This is a genomic window from Sporosarcina sp. So3-204, from assembly GCF_058068165.1.
Genome location: NZ_CM176485.1, coordinates 197,391 through 210,555, shown reverse-complemented (window position 1 = coordinate 210,555; position 13,165 = coordinate 197,391). Strand labels below are relative to the sequence as shown.

The 13,165-nt window shown below is 38.5% G+C and carries 15 protein-coding genes and 1 riboswitch; of the genes, 4 read left to right on the top strand and 11 right to left on the bottom strand.

What is annotated here, in order from left to right:
• Positions 1 to 15 precede the first annotated feature (15 nt).
• The 10 genes from AC3RV6_RS01045 to AC3RV6_RS01000 all read right to left on the bottom strand — a co-directional run bounded on the left by AC3RV6_RS01045 (position 16) and on the right by AC3RV6_RS01000 (position 8,240).
• Positions 16 to 1,002, bottom strand: a complete 987-nt coding sequence (locus AC3RV6_RS01045) for a homoserine dehydrogenase (protein ID WP_489747632.1) — start codon at positions 1,000 to 1,002, stop codon at positions 16 to 18.
• A gap of 188 nt (positions 1,003 to 1,190) precedes the next feature.
• Complete coding sequence (locus AC3RV6_RS01040) at positions 1,191 to 2,480, bottom strand: O-acetylhomoserine aminocarboxypropyltransferase/cysteine synthase family protein (RefSeq protein WP_489747631.1); 1,290 nt, start codon at positions 2,478 to 2,480, stop codon at positions 1,191 to 1,193.
• A gap of 114 nt (positions 2,481 to 2,594) precedes the next feature.
• Positions 2,595 to 2,711: riboswitch (SAM riboswitch) on the bottom strand.
• A gap of 102 nt (positions 2,712 to 2,813) precedes the next feature.
• Entirely contained in the window at positions 2,814 to 3,593 is a 780-nt protein-coding gene (locus tag AC3RV6_RS01035) for a sulfite exporter TauE/SafE family protein (protein WP_489747630.1), read from the bottom strand.
• 59 nt (positions 3,594 to 3,652) lie between these two features.
• On the bottom strand, positions 3,653 to 3,880 hold the full coding sequence (locus AC3RV6_RS01030; RefSeq protein WP_489747629.1) for a sulfurtransferase TusA family protein: 228 nt from the start codon (positions 3,878 to 3,880) through the stop codon (positions 3,653 to 3,655).
• A gap of 29 nt (positions 3,881 to 3,909) precedes the next feature.
• Complete coding sequence (locus AC3RV6_RS01025) at positions 3,910 to 5,034, bottom strand: MBL fold metallo-hydrolase (RefSeq protein ID WP_489749150.1); 1,125 nt, start codon at positions 5,032 to 5,034, stop codon at positions 3,910 to 3,912.
• Positions 5,035 to 5,039: 5 nt separating this feature from the next.
• Positions 5,040 to 5,609, bottom strand: coding sequence for a sulfurtransferase TusA family protein (locus AC3RV6_RS01020; protein ID WP_489747628.1), 570 nt, complete (start codon positions 5,607 to 5,609; stop codon positions 5,040 to 5,042).
• 54 nt (positions 5,610 to 5,663) lie between these two features.
• Positions 5,664 to 5,957: a rhodanese-like domain-containing protein gene (locus tag AC3RV6_RS01015; protein WP_489747627.1), complete on the bottom strand. Its 294-nt coding sequence runs from the start codon at positions 5,955 to 5,957 to the stop codon at positions 5,664 to 5,666.
• A gap of 30 nt (positions 5,958 to 5,987) precedes the next feature.
• Positions 5,988 to 6,467, bottom strand: a complete 480-nt coding sequence (locus tag AC3RV6_RS01010) for a DsrE/DsrF/DrsH-like family protein (protein ID WP_489747626.1) — start codon at positions 6,465 to 6,467, stop codon at positions 5,988 to 5,990.
• Between the two features lie 63 nt (positions 6,468 to 6,530).
• Positions 6,531 to 6,794 carry a metal-sensitive transcriptional regulator gene (locus AC3RV6_RS01005; RefSeq protein ID WP_489747625.1) on the bottom strand — a complete coding sequence of 88 codons (264 nt, stop codon included), beginning with the start codon at positions 6,792 to 6,794 and terminating at the stop codon, positions 6,531 to 6,533.
• Positions 6,795 to 6,857: 63 nt separating this feature from the next.
• Positions 6,858 to 8,240 carry an MBL fold metallo-hydrolase gene (locus AC3RV6_RS01000; RefSeq protein ID WP_489747624.1) on the bottom strand — a complete coding sequence of 461 codons (1,383 nt, stop codon included), beginning with the start codon at positions 8,238 to 8,240 and terminating at the stop codon, positions 6,858 to 6,860.
• Positions 8,241 to 8,500: 260 nt separating this feature from the next.
• On the opposite strand from AC3RV6_RS01000, the gene AC3RV6_RS00995 reads away from it, so the two are divergent.
• The 4 genes from AC3RV6_RS00995 to AC3RV6_RS00980 all read left to right on the top strand — a co-directional run bounded on the left by AC3RV6_RS00995 (position 8,501) and on the right by AC3RV6_RS00980 (position 11,773).
• Positions 8,501 to 8,725 (top strand): DUF2187 family protein, encoded by a 225-nt coding sequence (locus AC3RV6_RS00995; protein WP_489747623.1) that lies wholly within the window; start codon positions 8,501 to 8,503, stop codon positions 8,723 to 8,725.
• A 138-nt stretch (positions 8,726 to 8,863) separates the two neighbouring features.
• Positions 8,864 to 9,526 carry a lysoplasmalogenase gene (locus tag AC3RV6_RS00990; RefSeq protein ID WP_489747622.1) on the top strand — a complete coding sequence of 221 codons (663 nt, stop codon included), beginning with the start codon at positions 8,864 to 8,866 and terminating at the stop codon, positions 9,524 to 9,526.
• Between the two features lie 36 nt (positions 9,527 to 9,562).
• On the top strand, positions 9,563 to 10,789 hold the full coding sequence (pepT, locus tag AC3RV6_RS00985) for a peptidase T (RefSeq protein WP_489747621.1): 1,227 nt from the start codon (positions 9,563 to 9,565) through the stop codon (positions 10,787 to 10,789).
• Positions 10,790 to 10,801: 12 nt separating this feature from the next.
• The gene (locus tag AC3RV6_RS00980; protein WP_489747620.1) at positions 10,802 to 11,773 is read left to right on the top strand and encodes a DMT family transporter; all 972 of its coding nucleotides are present in this window, start codon (positions 10,802 to 10,804) and stop codon (positions 11,771 to 11,773) included.
• 206 nt (positions 11,774 to 11,979) lie between these two features.
• Here AC3RV6_RS00980 and solA read toward each other — a convergent pair whose 3' ends face one another.
• Positions 11,980 to 13,101: an N-methyl-L-tryptophan oxidase gene (gene solA, locus AC3RV6_RS00975; protein WP_489747619.1), complete on the bottom strand. Its 1,122-nt coding sequence runs from the start codon at positions 13,099 to 13,101 to the stop codon at positions 11,980 to 11,982.
• Positions 13,102 to 13,165: the final 64 nt, after the last annotated feature.

Here is a 13,165-nt window from a genome sequence, read left to right as displayed (position 1 = left end):
AAGGAATCGCTTTTTTTAATTATTCACAAGAGTTTTTTCACGTTTGCCAACTATTTGAAGCAAATCTCCAACCATCGCACTAGCTGTAGGATACATACCTGCACCTGGGCCAATGAGCGTTAAAGAACCGAGATATTCAGTATTAATAATGACTGCATTATCCACACCATCGACACCGTATAATGGATGATCTACGCCCACAAGAATCGGTCCTACAGTTCCCCGTAGTACACCGTCATTATCTACCGAAATATCAGCAACATGTCGATAACGTAGATTTTCTTTCGTTGCTAGCATGACATCTTCCACAGTAATTTTGTCAACACCAACAACCGGAACATCTTCCCATTTTGGCTGACCTTCAAATACCAACATACTTAGAATCATTAATTTCCGAAACGCGTCTCTCCCACTTATATCATCAGCGGGGTCTACTTCTGCAAATCCAAGCACCTGCGCTTCATCCAGTGCCGCCTTAAACGGAATTCCTTCTTCCCTCATTTTTGTTAAAATGAAGTTCGAAGTCCCATTCAACACCCCTTGAATACGTCTCACACAATCTCCTTGCAATAAGTTTGTCACGGTTCGGATAATCGGTACACCGCCGGCAGTTGTCGCTTCATAACCAACTTGAACATCCCGTAATTCAGCATGCTTCACCAGTGCAGAACCATGTTTTGCAAACATCGTTTTATTCGCTGTAATGATATGGAATCTCTTTTCTATTGCTTCAGAAAGATATGTGTAAGCAGGTTCCTCGCCAACTATCGCTTCAAAAAGCACATCTATATCTGAGTTTAACAATATTTCATTAATATTATCTGTAATAAGCACATCGGGCGCAACTAGACGATCTTTGGTCTTGTCTCGCACCAGGATTGCTGCAACTTCAATTGTATAACCTGTATTCTTTTTGATTTGTTCTTTTTTTTCATTTAAAACTTTGTAAATACCTTCTCCTACAGTACCAAAGCCTAATATAGCTACTTTGATTGATGACATTTCGCCACCTCCATAAACTACTCAATCAAATTATCCAAAAAAACATTCGCCTTCCACCACAACCCTGTGTAATTGCTTCCAGACCTTTTTGGGCTCATTCGAAAAATACCCCTGGAGATCAGTAACATCCGACAGCCGGTATTTTCGGCACTAGTAACTACTTTAAGTTGGAACTTAACCTAATTTAGTTAAACGTTTACCGGAACCGCTATTTCAATCGCTTGGGCTAGATCTGCAATCGTATCTTCTACAGATTCAAGTCCGACTGATAGACGAATCAAATCTTCAGAAACGCCCGACTTTACTAAATCTTTAGCACTCAACTGTTGATGTGTCGTTGAAGCAGGATGTATAATAAGTGACTTCGCATCCCCAACATTTGCAACATGCGACCAGATTTTCACGTTATCAATTACTTTACGACCCTCATCACGTCCACCTTTAATACCAAAGTTTACAATTGAACCAAAGCCGTTTTTCAAATATTTTTTCCCGAGCTCATAAGATGGATGATCTTCAAGCCCATTATAGTTAACCCATTCTACAGAAGGATGTTCTTTCAAGAATTTCACAACTGCTAACGCATTTTCATTATGTCTTGGAACTCGTAAATGAAGCGTCTCAAGTCCTTGTAAGAAATTAAATGCACTATCCGGATTTAAGCAAGGGCCAAAGTCGCGTAATAATTGAACTCGAAGTTTCGTTGCAAATGCCGCGCCTGCTGCATCGATACCGTATCGAAGACCATGATACGTCGTGTCCGGCTCCGTAAAGCCAGAAAATCTTCCTTGCGTCCAATCAAACTTTCCAGCATCAACAACTACGCCACCGATTGTTGTACCATGTCCGCCAATCCATTTTGTTGCTGAATGAATAACCACATCTGCACCAAATTCAATTGGATTTGAACCATAAGGTGATGGGAATGTATTGTCAATAAGTAATGGAAGTCCATTTTCATGTGCAATATTTGCAACAGCCTCGATATCAAGAACATTTAAACTTGGGTTACCCACAGTTTCAGCAAATATCCCCTTCGTTTTATCTGTAATCGCTGCTCGGAAGTTTTCAGGGTCAGTCGAATCAACAAACTTCACATTAATACCATAACGTGGAAGTGTTACTGCAAATAAGTTAAATGTACCACCATACAAGTTGCTAGCTGCAATAATTTCATCCCCAGCTTCTGCGATATTCATAACAGAGAAAGCAATTGCTGCCATACCTGAAGATAAAGCAACTGCTGCGGAACCACCTTCTAATAATGCAACACGCTGTTCAAACACATCAACAGTAGGGTTTGTTATACGGGAATAGATATTACCTGCCTTTTGCAATGCAAATACACCTTGTGCATGTTCCGTATCAGGGAATACATATGCAGTCGTTCTATAAATTGGTACAGCGCGTGATCCTGTTGTTGGATCTGGTTGTTGTCCGCCGTGCAATAATTGTGTTTCAGGTTTTAAGTTTGTCATTTTCTATTACCTCCAGTGTTTTTTAGATAGATATACGGGTGCGTTAGGGATAATTTCAGAAAATAAAAATACCCCCTTCACTTAAGAAGAGGGTTATGCTTTCGCTAATTCCTCCTCTTATCTTTCAGAATCGTTTGCACGAAACTGTAGGAAGTAGCACCTGTGCAAGTTCATAACTTGCCGGTTGCTGGGCATCACAGGGCCTATTCCCTCTGCCGCTCTTGATAAGAGTATGATTGATTCTGTTTTCCATCTTGTTACACAGTATAGAGGGACACTCTATTGAATGTCAAGCGTTATTTAGTAATTGTTCTGAAGTTTCATACTAGCAACTCAATATAAGAAGTCTAGCCATATTTTAATAGCCGTCCCTAAAATAAGGAACGCTAAAACCCCTTGCAATACTTTCGTATTTGATTTCCGCCCAATCTTCACGCCTAATGGTGCAGCGATTAAACTAGCTACAATCAAGACCAATGCAGGTCCGTAAAGCACTTGATCAGTTGACACCTTGCCAATTGTTGACCCGATCGAGGAAATAAGTGTAATTGCTAGTGAAGTCGCAATTGTCATTCGAGTAGGTATTTTCAACACAACCAACATAATTGGTACAAGAATAAAAGCACCACCTGCGCCTACAATTCCTGCTGCAATTCCAACAATAAAAGAAAATGCCGCCGCTAACCAATGATTAAATATTAATTGATCAGCTGGAACATCATCTAACTGCTTTTTCGGAATGAACATCATAACTGCTGCTATTGTCGCTAAAATGCCGTATACGAAATTCACAGCTCCTTCAGACATCGCGGTTGACCCAAAACCACCTATAAAACTCCCGATAATGATGCTGGATCCCATATATATAACTAGTTTTTTGTTAATGTAGTCACTTTTACGATAAGCCCACACGCCTGATAGTGTTGCAAATAATACTTGTACCGCACTAATCCCTGAAACTTCATGCGAAGAGAATGCTGCAAACCCTAGTAGAGAGGGGATATATAATAACATCGGATAATTAATAATTGCACCACCAATTCCAACCAAACCAGAAACAAAGGAACCGATAAATCCAATGGCAAATAGCATGATGATGAATGTGAAACTCATCACATCAACTCCTTTCAAAAAAACAAGGGTATCTCTCTATCAAGATACCCCCATATTCATTATCCTTTTTTAATCCAAAACGTAAAAATGCCATTTGATTCTTCATGTTTCAGTAACTCGTGACCACCTGATTTTGACCAAGCAGCTAAATCTGCAACAGAACCTTTATCAGTGGCCAGAATTTCTAGCACCTCATTTGTTGCCATTTCCTTCATCACTTTCCTTGCTCTCACAATAGGCATCGGACACGCTAAGCCTTTTGCATCTAATACTTTATCTACTTTCATTTCAATTTTCCTCCTCAAATTTTAAAAAGTTATCTTACCGCACAACGATTTGGCCCTATTTCCATTTCACGTTGCGTTTCTTCATCAGGGTTTATGTGACCCATATTCACTTTACGAATTTCTTGATAAGCATTTGGCTGTGGCGGTAAGTTTTCCGTTACAAGCTTTCTAAATTCAATTTCACTCTCAATATTTAGACCATGATTTTCTGCAAATAAAGTACCAATTTTCTCTGACACACTTCCATCTGCATTTAATTCTTCAATCACCATAAAATGCGCTGGAAGAACAATGAGATCTTTTGCTAACTTTTTGTAACGTGTGTACAATGTCTCCCTTAAATCCCCAACCCAATCCTCGGCAAGTCCTGCAAGATCAGGACGTCCAATCGAGTCGATGAAAAGAATATCGCCAGACAATAAATATTGGTCGTCTACAATAAATGAAGTTGAACCAATTGTGTGGCCTGGAGAATAAAGTGGTTGAATGTCAATTGACGTATGCCCAATCGTAATCACTTTTCCTTCTTCCAATGCTCCATATGAAAATGTAACCTCTACGGCATCTTTGGGTGGCAGCCAATATGTTCCACCTACTTGTGTTGCGATTTCCCTACCCCCGGAAATATGGTCTGCATGAAGATGCGTATCTAACACATGCTTAATCGTTACATTTAGTTTTTCCGCAAATTTTATAAACACATCCGTCATACGCGTTGCATCAATAATAGCTGCCTCGCCATTTGAGACAACCATATAAGACAAGCATCCTTTACCTATTCGAACGAATTGATATAATTCTCCACCATTCTTCAAATCACCAATTTTTACCGGTTCTAAATGTTCACTCCACATCTTCATGCCGCCTGCTAAATAATAAACGTCGCGCCCTTCTTCAGCGATCATCTCGGCTACCATTAATGAGGAACCTTCTTTCGCACAGACGACAACAATGTCCTGATCCTCGGGAAGTTGATCCATTATTTCCTCAACCCCATCTAACAAATCAAAATAGGGAATATTAAGGTATTGAATATTTTTCCCTTCTATTTTCCAATCATCAAACGCATCACTATTTCTTACATCTAAAATAAAAAATGATTCCTTGTTCACAACTTTTTTTGCGATTTCACTTGCAGACATCGATATAGCCATCATACTCATAAGCCCCCCGCCGTATTTTCCGTAAGTCCATTCCATTGACTCATACCTGGTATAACATTTTTCACATATTTAAATCCTTCTTCGGTTAACTTCTGAGCCGCGACATCACTACGATTACCTGTACGACAAATGACGTAAATATCCGCTTCTTTATCAAAACTATCAACTACATTTTCTAAATCCGCCAAAGGAATAGACTGCGTCCCTGGAATATGATTGAATGCATACTCCGCAGATTCACGAACATCAAGTATGATTGGCTTTTCATTCAAAATAGCTTGTAATGCTTCATTTGAAATGACATGTGGATGCTTCGTCTCATTCTTTTCTTCTCCACTCGTTTTACGAACATAGTGTTTCAGCACCCCTTCTTCTTCTATTGTTCCAAGATAGTCATGACCTACTCCTTCTGCCCAAGCTTTTAAGTCTGCAGTTGATCCTTTATCCGTTGCTTGCACTTCGATTACATTTCCAGGTTCTAACTCTTTAACAGCTTTTCTCGTTTTAACAATTGGCATTGGACATGCTAATTGTTTTGCATCTAGTACAAAATCTACTTTTATCATTCCATCTTCTCCTTTTACCTATACGTGTATGGGTATATTTTTTAATTAAAAAAATTACTCGATCGGGCCTTTATAAGCTTGCATACCGCCTATCATATTAACAGCTTGATATCCCCATTTTTTTAAAAAGTTTGTCGCTTGACCGCTACGCCCACCTGATTGACAGACCTTTATATATTCTTTCTTTTTATCCAACTCATTCATACGAGCCTCTAGTAAGCCTAGCCGGATGTTAATAGCTCCTGGAATTTTCCCATTACGAACTTCATCCACTTCACGCACATCTATAATGTGAAGAGGTTCTTTTTGCGCTAGTAATTTTTCAACTTCTATAGTCGTTGTTGTCATTTCTTAACCTCTCCTTGTAAGCTTCATCCATTAGATAAATAAGTTCACATTTCCATCTTGCGCATTGCCGAGATATGCGGCGACTCCAGCATACTCAATGCCGTCTAGCAGTTCTTCTTGACGTAATCCAAGGAGATCCATGGTCATCGTACAAGCAACAAGCTTAACCTCTTGCTCTTCTGCCATTTCAATTAGCTGCGGTAAAGTCATTGCATTATGCTTTTTAATGACATGTTTAATCATTTTTGGACCCATACCCGCAAAATTCATTTTTGAAATACCCATCTTATCTGCACCACGTGGCATCATTTTGCCAAATACTTTTTCTAACAAGTTTTTCTTAACCGGAACTTGCTCATCTTTTCGTAACGCGTTCAGACCCCAAAATGTATGGAATATCGTTACTTCATGATCATAAGCCGCTGCTCCATTCGCAATAATATAAGCAGCCATCGCTTTATCATACTCACCACTAAATAATACAATCGTTGTTTTTTTCGTTTCTGACAATCAAATCTCTCCTAATTACCCACAGGGGTATTATTTTATTAAAAAAAGAAAAAGTCCTCTTAATTAGCGACTCTTTACAAGTAATTCTACAGCTTCTTTAATAATTTCTTCTTTTGCCAATGTATCATTTTCTTCTGCTTCAAGTATACACTCAATTAAATTGGAGCTAACGATGACACCTATCGCTCGGTCAATGGCAGAACGAGAAGCTGACAATTGTGTAATCACGTCTTTACAATCTTTTTCCTCTTCAATCATACGCAAAATACCCTTAATCTGACCTTCAATACGCTTCAATCTATTTTTAACTTTGTCATCATATACCATGTTCTCAGCTCCTCTCTGTTAGTACGATAACTCCACATTATACCCCGATAGGTATAATGTCAACTATCTTAATTGATAAGCATTATATCCACCCGCCATATGCTGCACTTGATCATAACCGCGTGAAAGTAAAATACTAGCTGCAATTGCCGACCGTGCACCACTTTGGCAGTGAAGAAGTACTTTTTCTTTTGATGGGATAGGTATATTACGTAATTTACCAAGAAACAAGTGTGTTGCCCCTTCCAAATGACTGTCTTTCCATTCTGAATCATTTCGCACATCTACGACAAGGGTATCCGTGTCTTTCATTTCTTTAATAAACGCATCAACTGAAATCGTTTCATAGGTTGCTAACTCCATACCTTCAATCGCAATTGGATCAACAATCGCTTGGATATTATCCAAACCAATAGATTGTAGAGCTGTCACTATTTTTAAACGCTGCTCAGTATCTGCAATAACGAGTAAACTTTCATCGTATTTAGCAAGCCAGCCTGCCCAATTTGTAAATGATTTGTTAAATGGAATATTAATTGAACCCTTTACAAGACCCTGCTTAGCCACATTTGCTTCTCTTGTATCAATGACAAGTGTATTTTCCTCTAACATAGCTGATTGGAATGATGCTTGATCTGTAATTATTTTCACTTCTACATTTTTCAACACTGCCGGACCGACTTTGTTCAACTTTTTCATTTCCGCAAAATAAACCGGGGCTTCTGGTTGATCTTTCAATAATTCATTTACAAACAATTCCTCATCATCAATTTGCATTGCCCAGTTAAATTTCTTTTCATAACCAACTGTTGAAATTGGGACCGATCCAAGGGATTTACCACAAGCAGAACCTGCTCCATGCCCTGGCCACACGATTAAATGATCAGGCAACGCTTTAAAACGTTCAACAGACCTGAACATGTCACGTGCACCACTATCTGCTGTCCCCATAATTCCAGCCGCTTCTTGTAATAAATCAGGTCGACCGACATCACCGACGAATACAAAATCTCCCGTGAACATACCCATCGGATCTGTTGCACCGCCGCCGCGATCCGTTAAAATAAGAGAGATACTCTCAGGGGTATGACCAGGTGTATGCCATACTTCAAAGTCGATATTCCCAATAGAAAATATTGAACCTTCCTTCACTAACTCAACATTAAGATCATCTATATATTCATACTTCCAATTTTCATCACCTTCATCAGATAAATACAATTTCACACCGTGCTCAACTGCTAATTGGCAAGCACCAGAAACATAATCTGCGTGGATATGCGTATCGGTGGCAGCTATAACTTGTAATCCTTCTTTATTTGCAACCTCAATGATATGATTAAATTCACGTGGAGGATCAATAATAATTGACTGTCCCGTCCGTTGGCACCCTATTAAATAAGAGTTTTGTGCCAAGTTTTCATCTGTAAATGATTTAAAAAACATACCGCATTCCTCCAAAAAATATGATGTGTAATACTTATTGTTAATATACCACCTGGGGTATATCGCGCGCAAGTCTTTTGTTTCAATAAAGTATAAACCCCACAAATCCTTTCAAATTATGCTATAATATCTAGTAGACAATATAAGCAAGAAAGTTATCACTTCACTTTATAATCCTCAACTCTCACGCTAGGATATTATTGCCTGCGTATTTTCAAATTGATTTTGTGGACAAGAGTAAACAATTAGGAGGGATTCAAATGGCGTTTCCGCGTAAAGAAAAACCTGTATCCGATTTTGTAGCAGCGCGCAAAATTGATGAGGAAATTTCATTTGTTCGAAATAACCATGAGGTGCATGGCACTATATATAAGATCCTAGAAAATTCCGTTATTGTACAAATTACTAAAAAAGATGCCGATTTGATTGGTTCTGCATCAAATCTAACTGTTGTTTCACATAAAAATTATTCTGTTGAAGAATAATCTTTTTCATAATCACCTTGTAGTCTGTTTTTATCGCGGACTGCTAGGTGATTTTTTTATTATACAAAATAGTTTTCACTAAGTGCAGGAGAAAAATTCATTTTACTTGAATAATACAAGTTGAAAGGCGGTTTATTAATGGCGAGAAAAACACTAATTACAGCAATTGTTATAATTGGTTTAATTTACGTATTTTTTATCCCACAAGAACCTGTTGGGTTCAAGATTTTTATAAAACTCATTCCTATGGCACTCATTATTATTTTGGGCATAACAACGAGAACCCGTCTTCCGTATACATACAAACGAACAATTCTCATCGGGCTACTCATTTGCATGGTTGCCGATGGTGTTATTTATTGGTTTCTTGCAGGTCTAATTACATTTTTTATTGGACATATCTTTTATATTTTTGCATTTCGTCAAATTCTGCACAAACCTATGCCGATATGGGCGGCTTTTCTACTCATTATATATAGCACTGTAATGGCTATTTGGGTTGCCGGCTCACAGTTCAAAGAAGGGAATTACATACTCGGATTTGCAATACTCGCATACATATTCATAATTTTAACAATGGGTTGGATGGCAATACGTACTCGAATTCCGCTCGCAATTATCGGGGCAGTGCTATTTATTTTTTCAGATTCAGTACTGGCTATTGATCGCTTCGTATATGAAATCCCCTTTCGAGATGCATTCGTCATGTTAACTTATTATTCGGCACAGTTATTGATTGCGCTGAGTATCGGAAGTCATTTCGTTAAGTATTCCGTAAAGCGAAATAATCTGATAAGATAAAGAATAAGTTCTATAACTTTTAGGAGGAATTAATCAATGAAAGAAAAACTAATTGAACGCCTTGTGCGTTATGCAAAAATTGATACACAGTCAAATTCGGACAGTACGGAATGCCCAACAACTGAAGGCCAATGGGAATTACTTCACGTTTTACAACAAGAACTCGCCAACATCGGTTTAACTGAGATTACGCTTGATGAAAACGGCTACTTGTTTGCAACGCTTCCTTCCAATACAGAACACGATGTGCCAGTTATCGGGTTTCTTGCGCATGTTGATACAGCAACAGATTATACAGGTAAGAATGTAAATCCGCAGCGTTTGAACAACTATGACGGAAAGGATATTCAACTAAATGCAAACACAATTATGACGGTGAATGACTTTCCAGATTTGAAAAAATATATCAACCATACACTTATCACAACTGATGGAACAACACTTCTAGGCGCTGACAATAAAGCCGGGATTGCTGAGATTGTTACAGCCATGGAGTTTTTAATTAACAATCCTACTATTAAACACGGTAAACTGCGTATTGCTTTTACGCCAGATGAAGAAATCGGACGTGGACCTCATAAATTTGACGTCGAAAAATTCGGTGCAAAATATGCCTATACAATGGACGGTGGGCCTTTGGGTGAATTACAATATGAAAGTTTCAATGCCGCAGGCGCAAAATTGACATTTCGCGGCACAAATATTCACCCGGGTTCTGCCAAAGATAAAATGGTAAATTCAATTTTACTAGCAAATCGATTCCAAGCCGCTATGCCTGTTGATGAAGTTCCTGAAAAGACGGAGAACTATGAGGGGTTTGTTCATCTCATGCAGTTTAACGGAACGATTGAAGAAACAACAATGAGTTATATCATACGTTATTTCGATAAAGAAACATTTGAATCCAGAAAAAAGTTATTCAAGGATACAGTAGTTATTCTCCAACAAGAATTTGGTGACGACGCAGTAACATTAGAACTTGAAGATCAATATTACAATATGGGTGAAAAAATAACTCCAGTCATGGAAATTGTAGATATTATTTCCGAGGCCTTTTCCGTCCTTGATATTGAACCAAATATCGTACCGATTCGCGGTGGAACTGACGGATCTCAACTGTCTTTCAAAGGTATGCCAACACCAAATATTTTCACTGGCGGCGAGAATTACCATGGGAAATATGAATTTATTTCAGTTGATAATATGGAAAAAGCAACGAATGTTATTATTGAAGCAGTGCAACTTTACGAACGGCGTGTTTAAGGAGGGGCCACTTTGAAAGAAATATGGATTGCAATCCTTTCTTCAGTATTCTTTGCCGTTACATTTATACTAAACAGAATGATGGAGCTTTCAGGGGGAAGTTGGCTCTGGAGTTCTTCCCTCCGTTATTTCTTTATGGTTCCATTTCTAATAGCAATTGTTGCTTACAGAAAAGGTTTTACACCACTAAAAACTGAAATGAAAGCCAAGCCAATTCCCTTTTTCATATGGAGTTTCGTAGGTTTCGTACTATTTTACGGACCTCTTACATATGCTGCGGCATTTAGCCCTGGATGGTTGCTGGCGGGGACTTGGCAATTAACAATTGTAACAGGCGTTCTGCTTACTCCACTTTTCACCTTTATCGTGAAAACAGCTGACGGCGAACGAAAGGTGAGACAAAAGATACCAGCCGTTTCACTTGGCATTTCACTTATCATCTTAGTTGGGGTCGTACTTATACAAATTCCACATGCCCAAAGTGTCGAAGCTAAAACACTTTTATTCGGTATTTTACCAGTGATTGTGGCGGCATTTGCTTATCCGCTTGGTAACCGGAAAATGATGGGGCTAGTTGGCGGAAGACTTGATACCTTTCAACGCGTTCTTGGCATGACTTTGATGACATTACCCGTATGGTTTGGTGTCGCTATTTATGCATTGCTCACAGTTGGTCTACCTTCATCTTCACAAGTGTTCCAGTCGTTTGTCGTTGGTGTAAGTTCGGGTGTCATCGCTACTACATTATTTTTCATGGCAACTGATATGGTTCGTGATGATCAGGGGAAACTTGCTGCGGTTGAAGCCTCTCAATCTACACAACTAATTTTCGTTATTATCGGCGAAATGCTCCTTATTGGCATTGCGCTACCTGAACCAATCGCACTATTCGGTATTTCTATAATCATAATCGGGATCATATTACATAGCGTTCATTCAGCAATTATGAATAAAAAGAAATTAAAAACACAGAAACCCCATTAAACAGACTAATTTTAAGATTTGTGTTGAAAAACTTGCCTAAACCTTTGATTAGGTTTGAAATGGCATGGTTCCAAAGTCCTGATTCGCGGATATAATGGTTGTAGTGTCGGATAAAAGTACTTGTAGCGTGGATATACCACATTAACTGTCGGATATACTCATACCAAGGAAAAAACACCATGTGGAGAGTACTCCGCGTGGTGTTTTTAGTTAAATCTATTCAATTTGAACTTACTAATATCAATTTCAATTTTCCCTTCCATAATCATTTCGGATAACATTTCTCCAACAATACTGCTAAACTTAAAGCCATGTCCCGAAAACCCGCTTGCAATTAAAATATTTTCGTGCTGTGGATGCTTATCAATGATAAAGTCTTCGTCAGGCGTCATCGTATATGTACAAGATTCCCCTCTTTCATGGTTCCCTAAATTCGGAATATATTCCTCCGCAAAACTCGTGACATCAGCTTCATCCTCCAAATACGAACCAAATCTTTGTATGGACTCCTGCATATTTCTCAAATGTCCTCCATCATGACGTCCAATTTTAACACCCGCCTGTTCAATAGAAGGAAATCCATAATATATGCCTTTACCTGTTTGGAATGCAAACGCTGGAAAGTGACTATGCGTATCCTCATCACTATCAAACCACGAAAATGTCTTCCTTATTTCAGTTAGAGGTAATTGAATGCCTAGTAACTTTGAAAGCTCACTTGTCCCTGCACCTGTTGTAATAATTAAAGACTTAGCGGAATACCTATTAGTCGATGTCTGCACTTCTACTTTAGCGTCACTTATTTTTATATCTTTAACTACCGCATTTACTTTTAATGTAGCACCCATTTCCACTGCAACTTTCCGATAGGCGGCAACACACTTTTCACTCATTAAAACACCCGAATCCTCTTCAAATAAACCAATATATTCGTCCGGCAGATTAAATCCTGTCCATCTTTGATTCACTTCCTGTGCTGATAATAACTTAACTGGCAATGAATACTTCTTTGCACTTTGTCTAACATTCTGAATAAAAATCGATTTAGGTGATCCTACATTTAATACACCTGTTTTGAGAAACAATTTCTCATTCGACAAATCTTGCAACTCCAACCATAATTGTTGGGCCCTTAAAGCCATTTCAACATAACTATCGCCTTCACCGTAAGCATGACGAATAATCCTTGTTGAACCATGATGCGATCCGTATGAGTGAGGCGGATCATTGGCATCCAACAACAACACTTTCCTACCCTTTTTGGATAAATAATAGCCAGTAGCCATGCCCATAGACCCTGCACCAATAATAATTACATCATAATCCATAACAATTCCTCCTCACTATAATTAGAATTATCTCATACTTCCTAGATAAAAAAACTTCTCCGCG

What these genes read in the sequence shown, in the direction of transcription:
- AC3RV6_RS01045 (WP_489747632.1), bottom strand. Translation starts at nt 1,002, where the DNA reads ATGTCATCAATCAAAGTAGCTATATTAGGCTTTGGTACTGTAGGAGAA.
- AC3RV6_RS01040 (WP_489747631.1), bottom strand. Translation starts at nt 2,480, where the DNA reads ATGACAAACTTAAAACCTGAAACACAATTATTGCACGGCGGACAACAA.
- AC3RV6_RS01035 (WP_489747630.1), bottom strand. Translation starts at nt 3,593, where the DNA reads ATGAGTTTCACATTCATCATCATGCTATTTGCCATTGGATTTATCGGT.
- AC3RV6_RS01030 (WP_489747629.1), bottom strand. Translation starts at nt 3,880, where the DNA reads ATGAAAGTAGATAAAGTATTAGATGCAAAAGGCTTAGCGTGTCCGATG.
- AC3RV6_RS01025 (WP_489749150.1), bottom strand. Translation starts at nt 5,034, where the DNA reads ATGGCTATATCGATGTCTGCAAGTGAAATCGCAAAAAAAGTTGTGAAC.
- AC3RV6_RS01020 (WP_489747628.1), bottom strand. Translation starts at nt 5,609, where the DNA reads ATGATAAAAGTAGATTTTGTACTAGATGCAAAACAATTAGCATGTCCA.
- AC3RV6_RS01015 (WP_489747627.1), bottom strand. Translation starts at nt 5,957, where the DNA reads ATGACAACAACGACTATAGAAGTTGAAAAATTACTAGCGCAAAAAGAA.
- AC3RV6_RS01005 (WP_489747625.1), bottom strand. Translation starts at nt 6,794, where the DNA reads ATGGTATATGATGACAAAGTTAAAAATAGATTGAAGCGTATTGAAGGT.
- AC3RV6_RS01000 (WP_489747624.1), bottom strand. Translation starts at nt 8,240, where the DNA reads ATGTTTTTTAAATCATTTACAGATGAAAACTTGGCACAAAACTCTTAT.
- AC3RV6_RS00995 (WP_489747623.1), top strand. Translation starts at nt 8,501, where the DNA reads ATGGCGTTTCCGCGTAAAGAAAAACCTGTATCCGATTTTGTAGCAGCG.
- AC3RV6_RS00990 (WP_489747622.1), top strand. Translation starts at nt 8,864, where the DNA reads ATGGCGAGAAAAACACTAATTACAGCAATTGTTATAATTGGTTTAATT.
- pepT (WP_489747621.1), top strand. Translation starts at nt 9,563, where the DNA reads ATGAAAGAAAAACTAATTGAACGCCTTGTGCGTTATGCAAAAATTGAT.
- solA (WP_489747619.1), bottom strand. Translation starts at nt 13,101, where the DNA reads ATGGATTATGATGTAATTATTATTGGTGCAGGGTCTATGGGCATGGCT.